Below are 18,718 nucleotides of genomic sequence, written 5' to 3'. Positions count from 1 at the left end.
CGGTGCCTCAGTAGCGCCGCAGCGGGCGACCCGGTGGCGGAATGACCTGGACGAAGGCACGCACGTCGCGCAGCCGGTGCGGACCTTCCGACCGGATGCGGGTCTCGGCCCCCTGCATCCAGGCGCCGTCCCAGGCGAGGCGGGCCGCCCCGGTGCGCGAATGGCGCGGCAGGTCGATCAGCAGGAGACCGTCTTCGTAGGCGACCTCGAGTTCACTGCGATAGCGTTCGGCGTGTACCTCGATACTGCGGCTCTCGCCACTGGCGAGGGTAAAGGCCGTTGGCTCCAGCGCGCGTTCGCGACCGCCGATCCGCAGCGTGCCGCCGCTGAGACTGACGCGGATCAGGTCTCCGGGCAGGCCGGCCTGGCCACTGCGGATGGCCGCGACCCGCTCGGCGCGTTCGGCTGCCCGTGCCGCCTCCTGCTCGGCTTCGGCCTGCAGCCGGGCCTCGCGGGCCTTCTGCACCGATTCCCAGGCGCGGATGGCCTCGACCCGTTCGGCCTCGCCCATGGCGTCCCATTGTTCCTCGCTTACCCCGTAGATCCGCGGGCTGCAGGCGGCCAGCAGCAGCGCCAGGGCTGCCAGGACCGGGTACAGACGAAGCGTTGCGGGCATGCGCGATTTCCGTGTGGGTTTGTAGCCGAGTCTGTCCGAGTAGCCTGTACCGGCCCTGAACCGGGCTGAGGGAAACACTGTTTCCCTCAGAACAGCAGGTTGATGACGAGCAGCGAGACGACCATGAACAGCAGGGTCACACCGGCGCCGGCGCGCAGGTAGTCGGCCACGCGGTACCCGCCGGGATCCATGATCAGCGCATTGACCTGGTGGGTGGGCAGGATGAAGGAGTTGGATGCGGCGATCGCGACGATCAGCGCGAACACGCGCGGGTCGGCGTCGATCCCCATGCCCTGGGCGACGCTCGCGAAGCTGACCGCCAGCGGGACCAGCAGAACCGTCGCCCCGACGTTGGACATCACCAGCGTGAAGAAGGTGGTCAGCAGGAACACCGCGACCTGCAGCACCCAGACCGGCATCCCTTCCAGTTGCTGCATGCCGTTGGTCGCGATCCACTCGCCGGCGCAGGAGTTCTCCACCGCCAGCCCCAGCGGGATCAGCGAGGCGAGCAGGAAGACGGTCTTCCAGCTGATGCCGCGATAGGCCTCGTCCATCGTGATCACGCCGGTGAAGATCATCCCCAGGGCCCCGCCCAGCAGGGCCAGTGCCAGCGGCAGGTCGGTGAACAGCACCAGCCCCAGCCCCAGCGCCAGGGAGCCGAGCGCGGCCAGTGGCCGGTGGGTCTTTGACGCCTCCTGCTTGCGTCGTGGATAGCGGCTGGTGACCACGACGAAGTCGCGGTCGTCCTCCAGCGCCTGCAGGTTCTCCCAGGGCGTGTGCACGACCAGGGTGTCGCCGGCCTTCAGCGGGGTATCCGGGACCTCGTCGACGATCAGGTCATCGCCGCGCTGGATGCGCAGCACCGAGATGCCGTAGCTGCGGCGCATGCCCTTGTCGCGCACGGTCTGTCCGATCAGCTCGGAGCCGGGCGGGATGATCACCTCCGCGATCCCTCCGTGGCGGGCGGACATGGCGCGGGCGAACACGTCCAGTTCGTCCTTCAGCACGGTGCCGGTGTGGTCGCAGGTCGTCTCGATGGTGGTGACCGGTCCGAGGATGGCGAGGTGTGCTCCGCGCTCCAGCTCCACGTCCCGGTTGGGTTCGATGCGGGTCTCGTCGCCCGTGGTGACGCCCACGACGTGTACCCCGAAGGCCGCCTCGAAGTCGCCCACGCGCATTCCGGCCAGGGAGCTGTCCTCGTCCAGGCGTGCCTCGCGCACCCCGAAATCCATGCCGTAGACATCGCGGAACCAGGCCGAGGTCGTCTGCACCCGGCTCTCGTCCGGGTCCTCGGTCTGGGGATCGCGGGCCGGCAGGACCCAGCGTCCGAACAGCGCGAAGTAGAGGATGAGCGTACCCAGCAGGGCGAGTCCGATCGGGGTCACGTCGAACAGCCCGAAGCCCTCGACCTCGCCGGGCAACAGGTCGTTGAGCAGGATCAGCGGGCTGGAGGCCACCAGCGTCAGGGTGCCGCCGACGATCGCGGCAAAGCCCATCGGCATCAGCAGGCGCGAGCGGGGGATACGTGCGGCCGCGCCGATGCGGTTGATCACCGGCATGAACAACGCGGCGGCCCCGATGTTCTGCATGAAGCTGGTGATGATGCCCACGGCCCCCGAGGTGGTGGCCATCACGCGGCGCTCGGTCTGCCCGCCAAAGCGCAGGATCAGGTCCGCGAGGCGGTTCATGACCCCGGAGCGGTCCAGCCCCTTGCCGATGATCATCACCGCGATGATCGCGATCACCGCGTTCGAGGCAAAGCCGGAAAACAGTGCCTCGCCCTCGACGATCGGCGCCACCCCCGGCACCAGCGCGACCATGCCGAGCAGGAACAGCACGCTCAGCGCCGCCAGGTCGATCCGGATCACCTCCGTCACGAACAGCAGGATCGTCAGCCCTAGTAGGCCGAACACGATCCCCATCTCCAGGGTAAAGGCGACCGACCCCATCAGAAGCGGCCCTGTTTGCGGGGATCGGTTGCGGCGGGGCAGTCGATGAGGGGGCCGCGTGAATCAGGCAACGCGCGGATGTACTTCTTGTTCAAGCCGAGGCCCCAGGGACTGGCGGGCCTGCTCGAGCTCGAAGTGATCCTGGAGGTTCATCCAGAACTCGGGCGAGGTGCGGAAATAACGGCCCAGGCGAAGCGCCGTATCCGCCGTGATCGCGCGCTTGCCCTGCACGATCTCGTTGATTCGGCGGGGGGGCACGCTGATGTCGTGCGCCAGGCGGTACTGGCTGATGCCTGCCTCCTCGATGAATTCGGCCAGGTGCTGGCCCGGATGGATCGGGGCCTCGATATCCTGTGCTGTCATCGTTGCCTCCCTGGTGGTCGTCGGATCAGTGGTAATCCACGATCTCGACGTTGTAGGCGTGACCGTCTCGCCATTCGAAACAGATGCGCCACTGGTCGTTGATCCTGATGCTGTATTGACCCGCGCGGTCGCCTTTCAGTGCCTCCAGTCGATGCGAGGGAGGCTGGCGCAGATCCTCGAGGCGGGTGGCAGCGTGGATGCGCGCCAGACGCATTCGTGCCCGGCGCGTTACCTCGTCGGGCAGGCGGCGTGCCCTCTCGCCCCGGGCCAGCCGCGCGGCTTCCTTGCCGCGGTAGCTCTGGATCATGGATAAATGCTAACGCGCTGCGTTATTAGCGCGCAAACGGTTGTCGAACCGGACTCTCCCGGGAAATACCGGTCCCGAATACGCCCGTCACTTCGGCGCTGTTTTCTGCGGGCGAGGCACGGTGACCGCCGAGCCCTTATTGCAGGCGTTGGCGCAGGGCGTCGAGCAGGCCATCCATCGGGAGGTGTTCGGCCTCGCTGGCGATGCGCGCCTGGTATTCGAGTTCCCCGGCGTCGAGGCCGCGTTCGCCGATGACCAGGCGGTGCGGGATGCCGATCAGCTCCATGTCGGCGAACATCACGCCGGGACGCTGTTCGCGGTCGTCCAGCAGGACCTGGAAGCCGGCGGCCTCCAGCTCGTCGTGCAGTTTCTCCGCGGCCTCGCGCACGCGCTGGGACTTCTTGGCGCCGATCGGGCACAGGGCGATGTCGAAGGGGGCGATCGCCGTCGGCCAGCAGATGCCGCGCTCGTCGGAGTTCTGCTCGATCGCGGCGGCGACCACGCGGGAGACACCGATGCCGTAGCAGCCCATGGTCACCACCTGCTCGCGGCCGTCCTCGTCCAGCACGCGGGCGCCCAGGGCCTGGCTGTACTTGTCACCGAGCTGGAAGATGTGGCCGACCTCGATGCCGCGGCGGATCTCGATTGCCCCGGAACCGTCCGGGGCCGGCTCGCCCTCGAGGATGTTGCGCAGGTCGGCGGTCTCCGGCTGCGGCAGATCGCGGCCCCAGTTCACGCCGGTCAGGTGGTGGCCGTTCTCGTTGGCGCCGACCACGAAGTCGGCCATGCCCAGCATGGCCTGGTCGGCGAGTACCGGGATCGGGCTGCCGACCGGGCCCAGCGAACCGGGGTCGGCGCCGAAGGCGGCCCGGATCTCGGCGGCCTCGGCCATGCGCAGCGGCTCGGCGACCCAGGGATGCTTCTCGGCCTTCACCGCGTTCAGTTCGTGGTCGCCGCGCAGCACGATGGCGACCAGGTCGGCGTCGATCGCGTCGGAGGCGGCGACCACCAGGGTCTTCACCGTGCGCTCCGTCGGGATGTCCAGGAATTTCGCGAGATCGTCGATGGTGTGCACGTCGGGCGTGGCGATCTTCTCCAGCGCTGCGCCGGGGGCCGGGGCTGGCTCGGGTGCCGGGCAGGGGGCCAGTTCGACGTTGGCGGCGAACCCGGCCGGGGAGAACGCGATGGCGTCCTCGCCGGAGCTGGCCAGCACGTGGAACTCGTGCGAGGTATTGCCGCCGATGGCGCCGGTGTCGGCTTCCACTGCGCGGAAGTCCAGACCGCAGCGCTCGAAGATGCGGGTGTAGGCCGCGTGCATCTGGTGGTAGGTCTCGCCCAGCGAGGCGGCGTCGATATGGAAGGAGTAGGCGTCCTTCATCAGGAATTCGCGGGCGCGCATTACGCCGAAGCGCGGGCGGCGCTCGTCGCGGAATTTGGTCTGGATCTGGTAGTAGTTGACCGGCAGCTGGCGGTAGCTGCGGACTTCGCGGCGTACCAGGTCGGTGATCACCTCCTCGTGCGTCGGGCCGAAGCAGAAGTCGCGGTCATGGCGATCCTTGATGCGCAGCAGTTCGGCGCCGTAGAAGTCCCAGCGCCCGGACTCCTGCCACAGCTCGGCCGGCTGCACCGCCGGCATCAGCACCTCCAGGGCGCCGGCGCGGTTCATCTCCTCGCGTACGATGTTTTCCACCCGGCGCAGCACCCGCAGGCCCAGTGGCAGCCAGGTGTACAGCCCGGAGGCCAGCCGGCGGATGTAGCCGGCGCGCAGCATCAGCTGGTGGGAGATGATCTCGGCGTCGGCCGGGGTTTCCTTCAGGGTGTTCAGCGGGAATTGCGAGACGCGCATCGGGGGCAGTCCGTGGTTGATGGCTGGAAAGGGTTCAGAACGTGGTGCCGTTGGTGCCCCAGAAGTGGCGCGGGGCGTCGGCGAATTCGATGTAGACGCGGGCCGGCTCGATGCCCAGTTCCGCCTGCAGGCTGTCGCACAGCTTGCGCGACAGCTCGCGGGTCAGGCCCTCGGGCAGGCCGATGCTCTTCAGCTCGCAGTACGCGAGCGGATCGGTGCGCCCGCCAAAGCACATGGCCGGGTTGTGGCGGCAGGCGACCATCACGTAGCCCTCGGGCTTGCCCAGCCAGTCGGCGACCGCGGCGGACAGACGCTGGCACAACGTGGCGGTGTCGTCGGGCAGGGCGGCATTGGTCTCGACTTGCAGCAGCGGCATGGCATCCTCCGGGGCGTTGCGGCGAAAGGTCGCCATGATACGGGGAGCGCGGGGTCGGTGCAGCGCTCGCGTCGGCCCTAGGGAGACGCTGATTGAATCGCACGTCCGCGCTCGAGTCGCTTTTGCGTGCGTTTAATGCGCGGTGACTGCCGTGCAGTCACTCTGCACAAGGGAGCCGCAACGCCGTTCTCGCGCCCGTTTTTGATCAACAACGGGCGGCCGAGCCCCTGCTTTCAATGGCTTGTGGGGTTGGTGCCCCCTGTTCCCCGATCCTGCGTTGCGCCGCTTGCGGGTAGAACCACTACCCGCTGCACGACGCGCCTTGTCTCGGAAAACAGGGGGCACCAACGCGGACGTGCGATTCAATCAGCGTCTCCCTAGCGGGTGAAACCCTTGTCAGGGTGGCTATACTCGGAGCGAGGGAGACGAACGCGGTGGGGCCGGACGGCCGGATTGCGTTCAACATCAGGAAATAATAAATTAGAAAAATCTAATATATGGTTCCGGGTCCGGTGCGCGCGCCGCATCCCCGGCGACCTCATCTAGCAAGGACAGACGCCTCATGACACGAAACCGGATGCGCCACACCCTGTGGGCCCTGCTGCTGTTGCCGTTTGCGGCCCAGGCGGAGTTGCCGTTCGAGACGGCCACCGCCGAACGCCAGACGATCACCCAGGAACGGATCCTGGATGGCCGCGTCGAGGCAGTGCAGCGGTCCACGATCTCGGCGCAGACCTCCGGGCGGATCCGCGAGATCTACGTGGATGTCGACGACTTCGTCGAGGCCGATGAATTGCTGGTCCGGGTCAGCGACACCGAGCAGCAGGCCCGTGTAAGCCAGGCCGAGGGCGATCTGGCCGAGGCCCGCGCCCGCTTCAACGAGGCCCGTTCGGAGTTCGAGCGCATTCGCGATGTGTTCGATCGCGGGGTGGTGTCGCGCTCCGAGTTCGATCGCGCCGAGGCCGCGCTGGAGTCGGCGCGTGCCCGCCTGCGCTCGGCCGAGGGCCGGGTCGAGGAGGCCCGTGAACAACTGGGCTACACCGAGGTGTATGCGCCCTATTCGGGGATCGTGACCGAGCGCCATGTAGAGGTCGGCGAGTCGGTCAGCCCGGGGTCGCCGCTGCTGTCCGGGATCAGCCTGGACCAGTTGCGGGTGGCGGTGGATGTGCCGCAGCGTCTGATTCACAGCGTGCGCGAGCGGCGCAGTGCCGAGGTCCTGCTGAACGGAGACCGGGTGGCGGCCGAAAGCCTGACCATCTTCCCCTACGCCGATCCCGCCAGCTCGACCTTTCGCATCCGCGTGAACCTGCCGGAGCAGCAGGATCTGGGCCTGTTCCCCGGCATGTTCGTGAAGACCGCCTTCGTCGTGGACGCGGTGGAGCGCCTGGTGGTGCCGACCGAGGCCGTGGTCTATCGCAGCGAGGTCATCGCCGTCTATGTGGTGGACGCGGACGACCGGGTGGCGTTCCGTCAGGTACGGGTCGGGCGTCAGCATGACGGCCTGATCGAGATCCACGGCGGTCTGGAGGCCGGCGAGCGCGTGGCGCTGGACCCGGTGCACGCGCAGATCTGGCTGAAGGAACATCAGCAGGTGAACCCATGAGCGATGCCACCACGGAGGGGGCGTCCGAGCGGATGGGGATCTCCGGGCGCATCGCGCAGGCCTTCCTGACCACCCAGATCACCCCGTTGCTGGCCCTGCTGGGGCTGCTGCTGGGGCTGTTTGCGATTCTGGTGACCCCGCGCGAGGAAGAGCCGCAGATCAACGTGACCATGGCCGATGTGTTCATCCCGTTCCCCGGGGCGAGCGCGCAGGAGGTGGCGCAACTGGTCGCCACGCCGGCCGAGCAGGTGCTCTCGGAGATCGAGGGCATCGATGACATCTATTCCGTCTCGCGCCCGAACATGGCGCAGATCACCATTCAGTTCGAGGTCGGCGAGGACCGCACCGCGGCGCTGGTGCGCCTGTACAACCAGGTGTTCTCCAACCAGGACTGGCTGCCGCCGGGGCTGGGGGTCGGCGAGCCGATCATCAAGCCGATGGGCATCGACGACGTGCCGATCGTCAACGTGACCCTGTGGACCGAGGACCCCGAGCGCGGCGGGCACGATCTGCTGCGCGTGGCGCACGGGATCGAGGCCGAGCTCAAGCGGGTCCCGGGTACCCGTGATATCTACACGGTCGGCGGCCCGGACCACGTGGTGCACGTGCGCTTCAAGCCGGAGACGCTCGCTGCCTACAACCTGTCGGTGGATGACCTGCGCACCAGCCTGCAGGCCTCCAACTTCTCGCGCGACGCCGGGCAGCTCTATCAGGACGATGAAGAGATCCTCGTCCAGGCCGGCGACTTCATTACCGAACCCGAGGCTTTCGCCAGTCTGGTGGTCGGCATGCACGACGGCCGTCCGATCTACCTCGAGGACGTTGCCGAGGTGGTGCAGGGCCCGGCCTATGCCACCGAGCACGTGCGCTTTGCCCATGGCGCGGCCGCCGGCGATCGAGCGCGCGCGGGCGAGAGCCACCCGGCGGTCACCGTGGCGATTGCCAAGCAACCGGGGACCAATGCCCCGGATATCGCCGACGCCCTGGTCGAGCGCCTGGATCAACTGCGCGGGACCTATATCCCCGACGGTATCGAGACGACCATTACCCGCAACTACGGCGTAACCGCGGACGACAAGGCGAACACCCTGATCCAGAAGCTGATCCTCGCGACCGCGTCGGTGGTGATCCTGGTCTGGATCGCACTCGGCTGGCGCGAGGCCTTCATCGTCGGTGTGGCCGTGGTGATCACGCTCGCGATCACCCTGTTCGCCTCCTGGGCCTATGGCTTCACCCTCAACCGCGTGTCGCTGTTCGCGCTGATCTTCTCCATCGGGATCCTGGTGGACGATGCCATCGTGGTGGTGGAGAACATCCACCGGCACATGGCCAAGGGCGGCAGGAAATTCCTCGAGGCCATCCCGCTCGCGGTGGACGAGGTCGGCGGACCGACCATCCTCGCGACCTTCACCGTGATCGCGGCCCTGCTGCCGATGGCCTTCGTGACCGGGCTGATGGGGCCCTACATGAGCCCGATCCCGATCAACGCCTCGATGGGGATGATCATCTCGCTGGCGGTGGCCTACGTGGTCACGCCCTGGCTGACGTACAAGGTGCTGCGCCGCCAGGCCGAGCAGCATGCGCATGCCGCCCCGACCGGCGGCGGGCATGGCGCGGAAGGCGAGAGCGCCTCCGCCGGGCTGATGAAGATCTTCAACCGCCTGCTGCTGCCGTTTCTCGGGACCTCCGGGCGCAAGAAGACCAACCGCCTGGTGCTGTGGGTCGGGACCCTGGTGCTGATCCTGGGCTCGGTGTCGCTGGCCTACTTCCAGCTGGTGGTCATGAAGATGCTGCCGTTCGACGACAAGTCGGAGTTCCAGGTGGTGCTGGATATGCCGGAGGGCACCAGCCTGGAACGTACCTCCCGCGTGCTGGCGGAGATGGGCGACTATCTGAAGACCGTGCCCGAGGTGCACAACGTGCAGACCTACGCGGGTACCGCGGCGCCGATCAACTTTAACGGCCTGGTGCGGCAGTACTACCTGCGTGAGGGCTCGCACGTCGGCGACATCCAGGTGAATCTGGTGGATGCCTCCGAGCGCTCGCGCCAGAGCCATGCGGTGGCGCTCGGTGTGCGCGAGGCAATCAACGAGATCGCCGATCGTCACGGTGCCGCGGTGAAGGTGGTCGAGGTGCCGCCGGGGCCGCCGGTGATGTCGCCGATCGTGGCCGAGATCTACGGGCCGGACTACGACGGTCAGATCGAGATCGCCCGCCAGGTGCGCGAGCGCTTCGAGAACACCGACGGCATTACCGATATCGACGACTCGGTGGAATACCCGGGGCAGAAGAAGATCCTGCAGGTCGACCGCGAGCGGGCCGCGCGCCTGGGCGTGTCGCAGCAGGCGGTGGTGCAGGCGATCGAGACCGCGCTGTCCGGCGAGGACGTGACCTACCTCTACGGCTCCAACGTGAAGTACGCGGTGCCCGTGCGGCTCGAGTTCGAACAGGCCGAGAAGGGCAGCCTGGACCCGGTGCTGGGGCTCAAGGTGCGCTCGCGCGACGGCACGCTGGTGCCGCTGTCCGAGGTGGTCAATGTGGTGGACTCGACCCTGGAGCATTCGATCCATCACAAGAACCTGCTGCCGGTCGTCTACGTGATGGGCGACCTGGCCGGTGGTCTGGACAGCCCGCTATACGGCATGTTCGACATGTTCTTCGGCCTGCGCGATCAGCCCATGGCCTATGGCGAGCCGCTGGAGCAGCTGTTCATCAGCCAGCCGGACAACCCGTACAACTTCTCCCTGAAGTGGGACGGCGAGTGGCAGGTGACCTACGAGACCTTCCGCGACATGGGCATTGCCTACTCGGTGGGGCTGATCCTGATCTACCTGCTGGTGGTCGCGCAGTTCCGCTCGTACATGGTGCCGCTGATCATCATGGCGCCGATCCCGCTGACCGTGATCGGGGTGATGCCGGGGCATGCCTTCATGGATGCCTTCTTCATGGACGCCAAGTTCACCGCGACCTCGATGATCGGGATGATCGCGCTGGCCGGGATTATCGTGCGCAACTCGATCCTGCTGGTGGACTTCATCAACGAGGAGATCCGCCGTGGCGTGGAGGTGATCGAGGCAGTGGTGCACGCGGGTGCGGTGCGCGCCAAGCCGATCATCCTGACCGGGCTGGCGGCGATGGTCGGCGCCGGGTTTATTCTGGATGACCCGATCTTCTCCGGCCTGGCGATCTCGCTGATCTTCGGCGTGTTTGTCTCCACGCTGCTGACGCTGGTGATCATCCCGGTGCTGTACTACCTGTACGTGCGCAACCGGGTCGAGCTGATCCGCGCCCAGGCGGCGTAAGCGGATCCCGTCATCGCGAGGCGCGCAGCGCCGTGGCGATCTCTGTGGCCGGCCTCGACGCTGGGTGGGGCGAGCATCGGGATTTCGTCGCGGGGTTCCCGCTGCGCTCGCCCTTCGGGCCGGCCTGCGGCCGCTCAACGCGCGTCGCGCTTTTGTGCCACGGCCCCTGGCGGGGCCTCGCAATGACGCGGCCGGGTTCCGGTGTTTTCGCCGTGTGCCGGCATGCGGCTACAATCGGTGCCACTTAACCGAACCGGAGACGCTCGATGGATGTCGAGATGGGAGAAGAGGGCCTGAACGTCCTCGGAATCAGCCGCGAACAGTGCGCCACCCTGGTCGAGACGCTGAAGGCCAGCGAGGACCAGCGCTTCATGGATGACCCCGAACTGCGCAAGCTGTTCAAGCTGCTGGCCGTGCTGCAGAGCGATCTGTGGGACGACATGACCGCCGGGCAGTTCGACTTCGCCCCCTACAAGAAGCAATAGCCCTGCCCGGTGCCGTCCCTGGCACCCGTACCGGAGTGCTCCATGCCCGACAATGATTCCCGCCGGCCGTCCAATTTCGTGATCGGCAACATCTTCCTTGGCGCCGCCGCCATCATGCTGTTCTTCTTCGTGACGCTCTGGGAGATCCTCGGGGTGTTTGCACTGCTGATGTGGATGGGCCTGGCGGCGATCGGGGTCTACTTTATCGTCAAGGACAAGGACATCAATCCGGGCGGCCCGCCGAACTGATTCGGTGCATCCGTCACGTACGCCTCTCGTGACACCAGCCCCGGCATCGCCGGGGCTGGCGCGCCTGCGGGGCGAATTCCTCGAGTCACTGGGGCAGCGGGTCGCGGAGCTGGAGGCCCTGTCCGGTCAGCTCGACGGCACGTTTGCGGATGGCGAACGCCTGATCACCCTGTACCGCGAGGCCCAGGCGCTGGCGCAGTCGGGGCAGGTCTTCGATGTCGGCTTGATCCGCGGCGCGGCGGAATCCCTGCGGGCCGCCGTGGCCGGCGTACGCCGGGCCCCGCCCGGACCGGATCGTGACCTGATTGTCGCGGGGGTGCGCCGCCTGGCCACGGCCGTGGAGGCCTATCGGCAGCGGGCGCGGCCGGCGGCGCAGGCGCGCATGCAGCCTGTGGGGGGGCGTCCGGCGGAGTCACGAGTCCGCCTGATCGACGACGGCGGCGCGGTCGGCGAGGCGGTGGCCCGCATGCTGGCCGACCAGGGTTTTCGTGTAACCCGGGGCGAGGTTGCCGTGGCCGACGACGAGCCGCTTTCCGCAGTGGTGCTGTGTGCCGACGTGGTCGCGGCGGACGGGGGCGGCTTGCCGGGGCTGGCGTCTGCGCTGGCCAGCGGGCTTCCGGTGCTGGCCGTCGCTCAGGCCTGGAGTCCCGGCGCCCGCCTCGAATGCGTGCGCCAGGGGGTGACGCGCTGCCTCGATCACCCCCTGGTAACCGACACCCTGGTCGAGCAGCTGATGCAGATCGGCGGCGTAATCGTGGAGTCGGATTATCGCGTGCTGCTAGTCGCCGGGGAGGCGGACAGCGAACTCGCTCATCACCTGGCCGCTTCCGGGCTGGAGGTATCGACGGTGTCCGACCCGGAGGATGCGCGCCTCCGGCTGGGCGAGATCGGCGCCGATGTGGTGGTCCTCGATCTGCAGGGGCTGGACGAACCGGCGGAATCGTTTGTCGCGCTGCTGCGTACTCGGGACAACGGGGGGGCGGTCCCGCTGCTGTTCCTGACCGAGGACCCCGGACGGATCAACGCCCTGATGACGGTGCACCCCGGTGTGGCGGGGGTGTTTCTAAAGCCCGTGGAGCCAGCCCGTATCCAGGCCGCGATTGCCGCGCGGGCGCGCCAGATGCGCCAGATCGACGGGGTCAGCCAGTCCTATCGCGATGCCCTGTACGAGCGCGAGCGCGAGCATGTGGCCGTCAACGAACATGCCCTGGTCAGTATCGCGGACGTGGCCGGCAACATCGTCTACGCCAACGAGCGCTTTTCCCGGATCAGCGGCTATGCGGTGTCCGAGCTGATAGGCCGCAATCACCGCATCCTGAAGTCCGGCCAGCATCCACCGGAATTCTATGCCGAGCTCTGGTCCACCATCGCGTCCGGGCGCGTCTGGCAGGGCGAAATGTGCAATCGTTCGCGCGACGGCTCGCTGTACTGGGTGGAGACCACCATCGTCCCGTATCTCGGGAGCAACGGGCGCCCCTACCAGTACGTGTCGATCCGCACCGAGATCACCCACGTGAAGCATCAGGAGCACCGCCTGCGCTCCAGCCAGATCTTCGCCAACATGGGGACCTGGGAATGGGCGCCGAACCGCGAGGCGCTGGGCTGGTCGGAGCGCATCCCGCCGCTTCTGGGCTATCCCGAGGGCGGGCTGGAACCCACGGTCGCCAATTTCGTGCAGGCGGTGCACCCCGACGATCGCGTCCGGGTGCGCAATGCGATCGCCAGCAGTCTGCGTCGCGGGTCCTACCTGGAACTGGAGCATCGCGTTATCTGGCCCGACGGCTCGGAGCACTGGCTGCTGGAGCGCGGCGACGTGGTCCGGGGTCAGGACGGCGAGGTCCTGTACATGCTGGGTGTGATGCAGGACATCACCAAGCGCAAGACCTCGGAACTGGCGTTGTCACAGCTCTCCACCCGGCTGCTGGAATCGCAACGCCTGGCGCGCATCGGCAACTGGGAGATGGACCCGCAAAGCGGGGCGATCACATGGTCGCGGGTCATCCACGAGATCTTCGAGGCGGATGCGGGGGATGCGTCCTTCGGGCGCGACGCATACCTGGCGCTGGTGCACCCGGAGGATCGCGAGCCGGTGACGGCCTTTCTGCAGGGCCTGAATGCGGCCGGACACCACGAACTCGGTCACCGGGTGCAATTCCGGGACGGGCGGACCCGCTTTGTCCACGTCATCGCCAGTGTCAGCCTGGATGCAGAGGGCCGACCCGCGCACATCGCCGGGAGCCTGCAGGACATCACCGAACTGCACGAGGCCCAGGAACATCTGGCCCTGTTCCAGCGCATCTTCGAGTCCTCCGGGCAGGGCATCGCGGTAGTGGACCGTGCGGGCCGCTTCGTCTACGTGAATGCCGCCGCGCGCGAGATGGTGGGCTACGAGTCGAGCGAGATGCTGGGCCGGAGCTTCCGCGAGATGAATATCATCCCCGAGGACTCCGAAGAGGAGGCGCGGGAGATCGACCGGGTGCTTTCCGAAGGCGGTTCCTGGGCCGGAAAGCTACCCCACCGCTGCGCCAATGGGGCGGTGTTTATCACCGTCAGCAACATCGGGGTCGTCCTCGACGATCGCGGCGAACCGCAATACGGCTTCAATATCTTCAGCGACTTCACCGACGAGCTGCGTCGTCGCGCCGAGCTGCACCGTGCGCGCGAGGCGGCCGAGGCGGCCAACCGGGCCAAGTCGGATTTTCTGTCCAACATGAGCCACGAGCTGCGCACGCCGATGAACGCGGTTCTCGGGTTTGCCCAGCTGCTGGAGCGCGATCCGGCTCTGGATGAACACCAGCGCGGCCATCTCGATGAAATCATGCGCGCCGGGCGCCATCTGCTGGACCTGATCAACGAGATCCTGGACCTGGCGCGGATCGAGGCGGGGCGCATGCAGGTGGAGCCGGAACCAGTCGCCGTGGACCCGCTACTGGATGAATGCCTGTCCCTGCTGGAGCCCCTGGCGCGCGAGCACCGCGTGGTGCTCGCAGCGGAGCCCCTGCCGACGGTGATGGTGCAGGCCGACCCCCGGCGTTTGAGGCAGGTACTCCTGAACCTGTTGTCCAACGCGGTCAAGTACAACCGGCCGGACGGGCGCGTGCGCGTGACCTGCGAACACGAGGGCTCCGGCGTGCGGATCGCGGTGCAAGACGACGGGCCGGGGCTGACGCCGGAGCAGTGCCAGCGGCTGTTCCAGCCCTTCGAGCGCCTGGTGGCCGAGGAGCAGGGAATCGAGGGGAGCGGGGTGGGCCTTGCGGTGACCCGCAACCTGGTGGAGCTGATGGACGGCGAGATCGGCGTCGACAGCATACCGGGTACGGGCAGCACCTTCTGGTTCCGTCTGCCCGCGGCGCAGGAGCACCTCCCGCCCGCGGCCGCAGCCTCGGACGTTGCGATCCGGGACGGTTGCCGGGTGCTCTGCATCGAGGATCATGCCGCCAATCAGCGTCTGCTGCGCGAGATGCTGAGGCAGCAGGGGGTGAGCGACTGCCGGGTGGCGGACTCCGCCGTGGCGGGCCTGGACATGGCCCTGCGGGACCCGCCGGGGCTTGTCCTGCTCGATCTGAATCTGCCGGTGATGGACGGCTTTCAGGTGCTGCGCGCGCTGCGCGCCGAGGCGGCGCTGGCGGCGATCCCGGTGATCGCGGTGACGGCCGATGCCACCGAGGCCACGCGCGAGCGGGTGGCGGCGGCCGGCTTTGATGCTCTGCTCACCAAGCCGATCGGGGCGAGCGATCTGCTGGGCGCGCTGCAGCGCTGTGCCGCGGGTCGCGCGAGCGGCTGAGCCGCCGCGCGCGTCGGCGATTCTCAAAGAAAGAGGAATGCGACGATCGCGATCGCCGCGGCCACGGCGACGGCGTCCGCGGTCAGCGCGGCCGCCAGAGTGTGGCGCACGCGCTTGATGCCGATGGCGCCGAAGTACACCGCGAGCACGTAGAAGGTGGTCTCGGTCGAGCCCTGCAGGGTGGAGACCAGGATGCCGACGTGGGTGTCCGGCCCGGTGGCCGGGTCCTGCATGATGCCGGCCATGATGCCGTAGGCGCCGGAGCCGGACAGCGGGCGCAGCAGTGCCATCGGCAGGGCCTCGGCCGGCAGACCGAACGGCGTGGTCAGCGGCCCGACCAGCCCGACGAACATGCCCAGCGCACCGCTCTCGCGCAGCATCCCCACCGCGACCAGGATCGCCACCAGGTAGGGGATGATGCGCAGGGCCACGTTGAAGCCCTCTTTGGCCCCCTCGACGAAGACCTCGTAGACCGGCACGCCGCGGATCACCCCGTAGGACAGGAAGCCGACCACCAGCCCCGGGATGATCCAGGGGGCGATCGCCTGGCCGTAGAGGATGGTCAGTGGGATGATCGCGAGCACTCCGGCCAGTACCGTCAGCGAGACCCAGGCCGGGTAGCCCTCGGTGGGCACCTCGATGTTCATCGGTTGCTGCTCCGGGGCGGGTTCTTCGGTCGCGCCCGCTTCGGCGTCGGACGGGGCGCTGCGGGACTCGGTCGCGCGAACCGTGTCGTCCAGGTCCGTGGCGCCGTCGCGATCGGCGGCGTCCGGGTCGATCGATCGGGTAGGCGCCGGGCTGCGGAAATAGCGCTGCAGGATCAGGGCGCTGGTGATGCCGGCGATGGTCGCGAACAGCGTGGCGAACAGCGTGGTCGGCAGGATCGCCGCCGGGGCCTCGGAGCCAAGGCTGGCGCGCAGCGCGATGACCCCGGTGGGCAGCAATGTAATGCTGGAGGTGTTGATCGCCAGGAACAGGGCCATCGCATTGGTGGCGGTGCCCGGGTGCGGGTTCAGCTTCTCCAGCTCCTGCATCGCGCGGATGCCGAACGGGGTCGCGGCATTGCCCAACCCCAGGATGTTGGCGGAGAAGTTCAGGATCATCGCGCCCATCGCCGGGTGCTCCGGCGGGACCGACGGGAACAGGCGGGTCATCAGCGGCCGCAGCAGGCGGGCCAGCACGGTAAGCAAGCCGCCGGCCTCGGCGATCTTCATCAGGCCGAGGAACAGTGCCATCACCCCGACCAGGCCCAGCGCCAGTTCCACCGCGGAGCCGGCCGCGTCGATTGCGCCCTCGGACAGCGCCTGCATCGGCTGCTCGTCCGGGTCGGTGGAGCGGATCTCGCGGATCGCGGCCGTTGCCACGGCGATCACGATCAGGGCGAGAAAGATCAGGTTCATGCGGCGCAGTTTGCCACGGTCAGCGGTTCTCTCCGCGTGATACACCGCGCAGCACAGCATCCAGCGCCCGCGCCGGGAGCAGCCACTTGAGGAAGGCGAACAACCGGGTGGGGAAGGTCACGTGATAGCGCACCCGTGGCCGGCGGGCCTCCAGGGCGTGCACCACACAGCGCGCGACCGCCTCGGGCCCCAGTGTGAACGGCGCATCGGACTCGGCGTCCGCCATGCGGGCCTCGGCGGCACGGTAGGTCTCCTGCCAAGGGCTGTGCTCGCGCTGGATGTGGTAGCGGAAGGCCTTCAGGGCGTTGGCGCGGAATTCGCTGCGGATCGGGCCCGGCTCGATCAGCGAGACATGGATACCCGTGCCGTGCAGTTCCTGGCGCAGGGTGTCGCTCATGCCCTCGATCGCGAACTTGGAGGTCACGTAGGCGCCGCGCAGGCGCAGGGCGACCAGCCCAAGGACCGAGCTGTTCTGGATGATGCGGCCCTCGCCGGCGCGGCGCATGGCGGGCAGCACGGCATTCGTCAGCTCCAGCCAGCCAAGCACGTTGGTCTCCAGCTGTGCGCGCAGGGTGGCGCGATTGAGGTCCTCCACCGCGCCGGGCTGACCATAGGCGCCGTTATTGAACAGGCCGTAGAGGTGGCCGTCGGTGCGGTGCAGAATCTCGGTGACTGCGCTGTGGATGCTGGCGGAGTCATCCAGGTCCAGCTGCAATGCCTCGAAGCCGTCCTTCTTCAGCCGCGCGACATCCTCGCTGCGCCGGGCGGTGGCGAAGACCCGGTAGCCGCGTTCGCGCAGCATGCCCGCGGTGCAGGCCCCGATGCCGCTGGAACAGCCGGTGATCAGGACCGCGCGCTGGGAGGGTTCGCTCATGGCGGCCGGATCAGTAGGTGAGGGTGGCGACGCCGTCCTCAACGACCTCGCCGATGAAGGCGCCGCCGCCGCGCATCCCGTCCAGTTCCGGGACCGCGTTGTCCAGGGTCAGTCCGTTCTCGTCCATTGCACCGGCGCAGGCGTAGAAGGCGCAGCCGGCCTCGTGGGCGTCCTGCATGAAGCTGTAGACGGATTTCTCCTTCGCCTCGCCGGGGTAGATCTGGTCCGCCACGCCCTGTCGCAGCAGGCGGGTGGTGCCGGCGGCGAAGTAGATCTCGACCTCGAGATCCATCGCGGCGGCGACGGTGGCCTGGAAGAACGGGGCGCCCAGGGTGCCGGGGCGGTCGAGGTCCAGATTCAGCAGCATGATCACGATCTTTTCGGCCATGGCAGGTCCTTGCGGGCAGTGCATTCGGGTATGGGGCGAATCATCCGCGCTGCGGCCGCGCGGCGCAAACACCGCCTGTCGGTGCGGAAGGCCTTTTATTCCCGGCGAACGGCCGCATAATACGCCTCAACCCGTGTTTTCGCGGATGTGTTCCGAGGATTCCAGCCATGCCCATCTATGAATACCAGTGCAAGGATTGCGGCGAGATCTCCGAGATCCTGCAGAAGATCTCCGATCCGCCCGCCACCACCTGCCCCGAGTGCGGTGCCGATGCCCTGACCAAGCAGGTCTCCGCCGCCGGTTTCCGCCTGGCCGGGGGCGGCTGGTACGAGACCGATTTCAAGAAGGACGGCAAGCGCAACCTGAAGGATTCGGGCGGTGGCGCCGGCAAGTCCGATACCTCCACGAGCAAGGCCGCGGCCAGCACCTGACCCATGCTGGTCTCCCTGCGCCGCTACCTGATTGCAGGGCTGCTGGTCTGGCTGCCGCTGATCGTCACCGGCTTCATTATCAAGCTGCTGGTCGACCTGCTGGACTTCACCATCCTCCTCCTGCCGCCGGGCTGGCGGCCGGAGGCGCTGCTGGGCTTTTCCATCCCGGGCGTGGGGATCGTGGTCGCGATCGTCGTGGTGTTCGTCACCGGGGTGATCGTGGCCAACATCGTCGGGCGCAAGCTGGTCGCGCTGGGCGAGTCCATCGTGCACCGCATCCCGCTGGTTAACTCGATCTACGGGGCGGTGAAGAAGGTGACCGAGACGGTACTGGCGGATGGCGGCCAGGCCTTCCGCAAGGTGATGCTGATCGAATACCCACGCCGCGGCCTGTGGTCGGTCGGGTTCATGACCGGCGTCGGCACCGGCGAGGTGCAGGAGCGTACCGAGCACGAGGTAATCACCGTATTCGTCCCGACGACCCCCAACCCGACCTCGGGCTTCGTGCTGATGGTCCCGCGCGAAGAGGCGATTGAACTCGACATGACGGTGGAGGACGGCCTCAAGTTCGTGATGTCCATGGGGGTCGTCACGCCCCTGAAAGGACCTGAAGAGGCCCCGCCTCCGGTTGCGCAAGGGCAGGGCAAATCGTAAGATTTCCGGCCTTTTCGCGGGTGCGGACGTCGCGTGCGCCCCGTTTTCCCGACTAACCGTGCAGGCCTCTCAGGAACCACCGATCCCTGGC

The 18,718-nt window shown here is 67.7% G+C and carries 16 protein-coding genes; 7 read left to right on the top strand and 9 right to left on the bottom strand.

What is annotated here, in order from left to right:
• Positions 1 to 7: 7 nt before the first annotated feature.
• The 6 genes from F614_RS0107920 to F614_RS0107895 all read right to left on the bottom strand — a co-directional run bounded on the left by F614_RS0107920 (position 8) and on the right by F614_RS0107895 (position 5,457).
• Entirely contained in the window at positions 8 to 616 is a 609-nt protein-coding gene (locus F614_RS0107920) for an Hsp20/alpha crystallin family protein (protein WP_018867455.1), read from the bottom strand.
• An 86-nt stretch (positions 617 to 702) separates the two neighbouring features.
• Complete coding sequence (locus F614_RS0107915) at positions 703 to 2,565, bottom strand: SLC13 family permease (RefSeq protein ID WP_019558677.1); 1,863 nt, start codon at positions 2,563 to 2,565, stop codon at positions 703 to 705.
• A 63-nt stretch (positions 2,566 to 2,628) separates the two neighbouring features.
• A complete protein-coding gene (locus F614_RS0107910; RefSeq protein WP_018867453.1) occupies positions 2,629 to 2,928 on the bottom strand; it encodes a HigA family addiction module antitoxin in 300 nt (99 codons plus the stop codon).
• A gap of 25 nt (positions 2,929 to 2,953) precedes the next feature.
• Entirely contained in the window at positions 2,954 to 3,235 is a 282-nt protein-coding gene (locus F614_RS0107905) for a type II toxin-antitoxin system RelE/ParE family toxin (RefSeq protein ID WP_018867452.1), read from the bottom strand.
• A gap of 136 nt (positions 3,236 to 3,371) precedes the next feature.
• Positions 3,372 to 5,081: a proline--tRNA ligase gene (locus tag F614_RS0107900; RefSeq protein WP_019558676.1), complete on the bottom strand. Its 1,710-nt coding sequence runs from the start codon at positions 5,079 to 5,081 to the stop codon at positions 3,372 to 3,374.
• Between the two features lie 34 nt (positions 5,082 to 5,115).
• Positions 5,116 to 5,457 (bottom strand): phenylpyruvate tautomerase MIF-related protein, encoded by a 342-nt coding sequence (locus F614_RS0107895; protein ID WP_026279294.1) that lies wholly within the window; start codon positions 5,455 to 5,457, stop codon positions 5,116 to 5,118.
• Positions 5,458 to 6,034: 577 nt separating this feature from the next.
• Between F614_RS0107895 and F614_RS0107890 the strand changes: the two genes are divergently transcribed.
• The 5 genes from F614_RS0107890 (at position 6,035) to F614_RS0107870 (ending at position 14,880) form a co-directional block, all read left to right on the top strand.
• Positions 6,035 to 7,060: an efflux RND transporter periplasmic adaptor subunit gene (locus tag F614_RS0107890; RefSeq protein WP_018867449.1), complete on the top strand. Its 1,026-nt coding sequence runs from the start codon at positions 6,035 to 6,037 to the stop codon at positions 7,058 to 7,060.
• Positions 7,057 to 10,362 carry an efflux RND transporter permease subunit gene (locus tag F614_RS0107885; protein WP_019558675.1) on the top strand — a complete coding sequence of 1,102 codons (3,306 nt, stop codon included), beginning with the start codon at positions 7,057 to 7,059 and terminating at the stop codon, positions 10,360 to 10,362. Before F614_RS0107890 ends, F614_RS0107885 begins: the two co-directional genes overlap by 4 nt.
• 266 nt (positions 10,363 to 10,628) lie before the next feature.
• On the top strand, positions 10,629 to 10,847 hold the full coding sequence (locus tag F614_RS0107880; RefSeq protein WP_018867447.1) for a hypothetical protein: 219 nt from the start codon (positions 10,629 to 10,631) through the stop codon (positions 10,845 to 10,847).
• A gap of 42 nt (positions 10,848 to 10,889) precedes the next feature.
• Positions 10,890 to 11,096, top strand: a complete 207-nt coding sequence (locus F614_RS0107875) for a hypothetical protein (RefSeq protein ID WP_017941374.1) — start codon at positions 10,890 to 10,892, stop codon at positions 11,094 to 11,096.
• 28 nt (positions 11,097 to 11,124) lie between these two features.
• Positions 11,125 to 14,880, top strand: a complete 3,756-nt coding sequence (locus tag F614_RS0107870; RefSeq protein ID WP_019558674.1) for a PAS domain-containing protein — start codon at positions 11,125 to 11,127, stop codon at positions 14,878 to 14,880.
• 23 nt (positions 14,881 to 14,903) lie between these two features.
• On the opposite strand, the gene F614_RS0107865 is transcribed toward F614_RS0107870, so the two are convergent.
• Genes F614_RS0107865 through F614_RS0107855 form a run of 3 tightly spaced genes read right to left on the bottom strand, consistent with a single transcriptional unit; the run spans position 14,904 to position 17,542 of the window.
• Complete coding sequence (locus F614_RS0107865) at positions 14,904 to 16,280, bottom strand: nucleoside recognition domain-containing protein (protein WP_018881332.1); 1,377 nt, start codon at positions 16,278 to 16,280, stop codon at positions 14,904 to 14,906.
• Between the two features lie 19 nt (positions 16,281 to 16,299).
• On the bottom strand, positions 16,300 to 17,154 hold the full coding sequence (locus F614_RS0107860) for an SDR family oxidoreductase (RefSeq protein WP_018867444.1): 855 nt from the start codon (positions 17,152 to 17,154) through the stop codon (positions 16,300 to 16,302).
• Positions 17,155 to 17,164: 10 nt separating this feature from the next.
• Complete coding sequence (locus tag F614_RS0107855) at positions 17,165 to 17,542, bottom strand: DsrE family protein (RefSeq protein ID WP_018140668.1); 378 nt, start codon at positions 17,540 to 17,542, stop codon at positions 17,165 to 17,167.
• 167 nt (positions 17,543 to 17,709) lie between these two features.
• On the opposite strand from F614_RS0107855, the gene F614_RS0107850 reads away from it, so the two are divergent.
• Both F614_RS0107850 and F614_RS0107845 read left to right on the top strand, forming a co-directional pair.
• Entirely contained in the window at positions 17,710 to 17,973 is a 264-nt protein-coding gene (locus F614_RS0107850) for an FmdB family zinc ribbon protein (protein WP_018881800.1), read from the top strand.
• Positions 17,974 to 17,976: 3 nt separating this feature from the next.
• Positions 17,977 to 18,627: a DUF502 domain-containing protein gene (locus F614_RS0107845; protein ID WP_018881799.1), complete on the top strand. Its 651-nt coding sequence runs from the start codon at positions 17,977 to 17,979 to the stop codon at positions 18,625 to 18,627.
• The last annotated feature ends 91 nt before the right edge of the window (positions 18,628 to 18,718 follow it).

This window comes from Thioalkalivibrio sp. ALE12 (genome assembly GCF_000381105.1).
In the GTDB taxonomy this organism is placed as follows: Bacteria; Pseudomonadota; Gammaproteobacteria; order Ectothiorhodospirales; family Ectothiorhodospiraceae; genus Thioalkalivibrio.
Note: the sequence above shows the minus strand (reverse complement) of the source record. Positions and strands in the feature narration are given on the sequence as shown.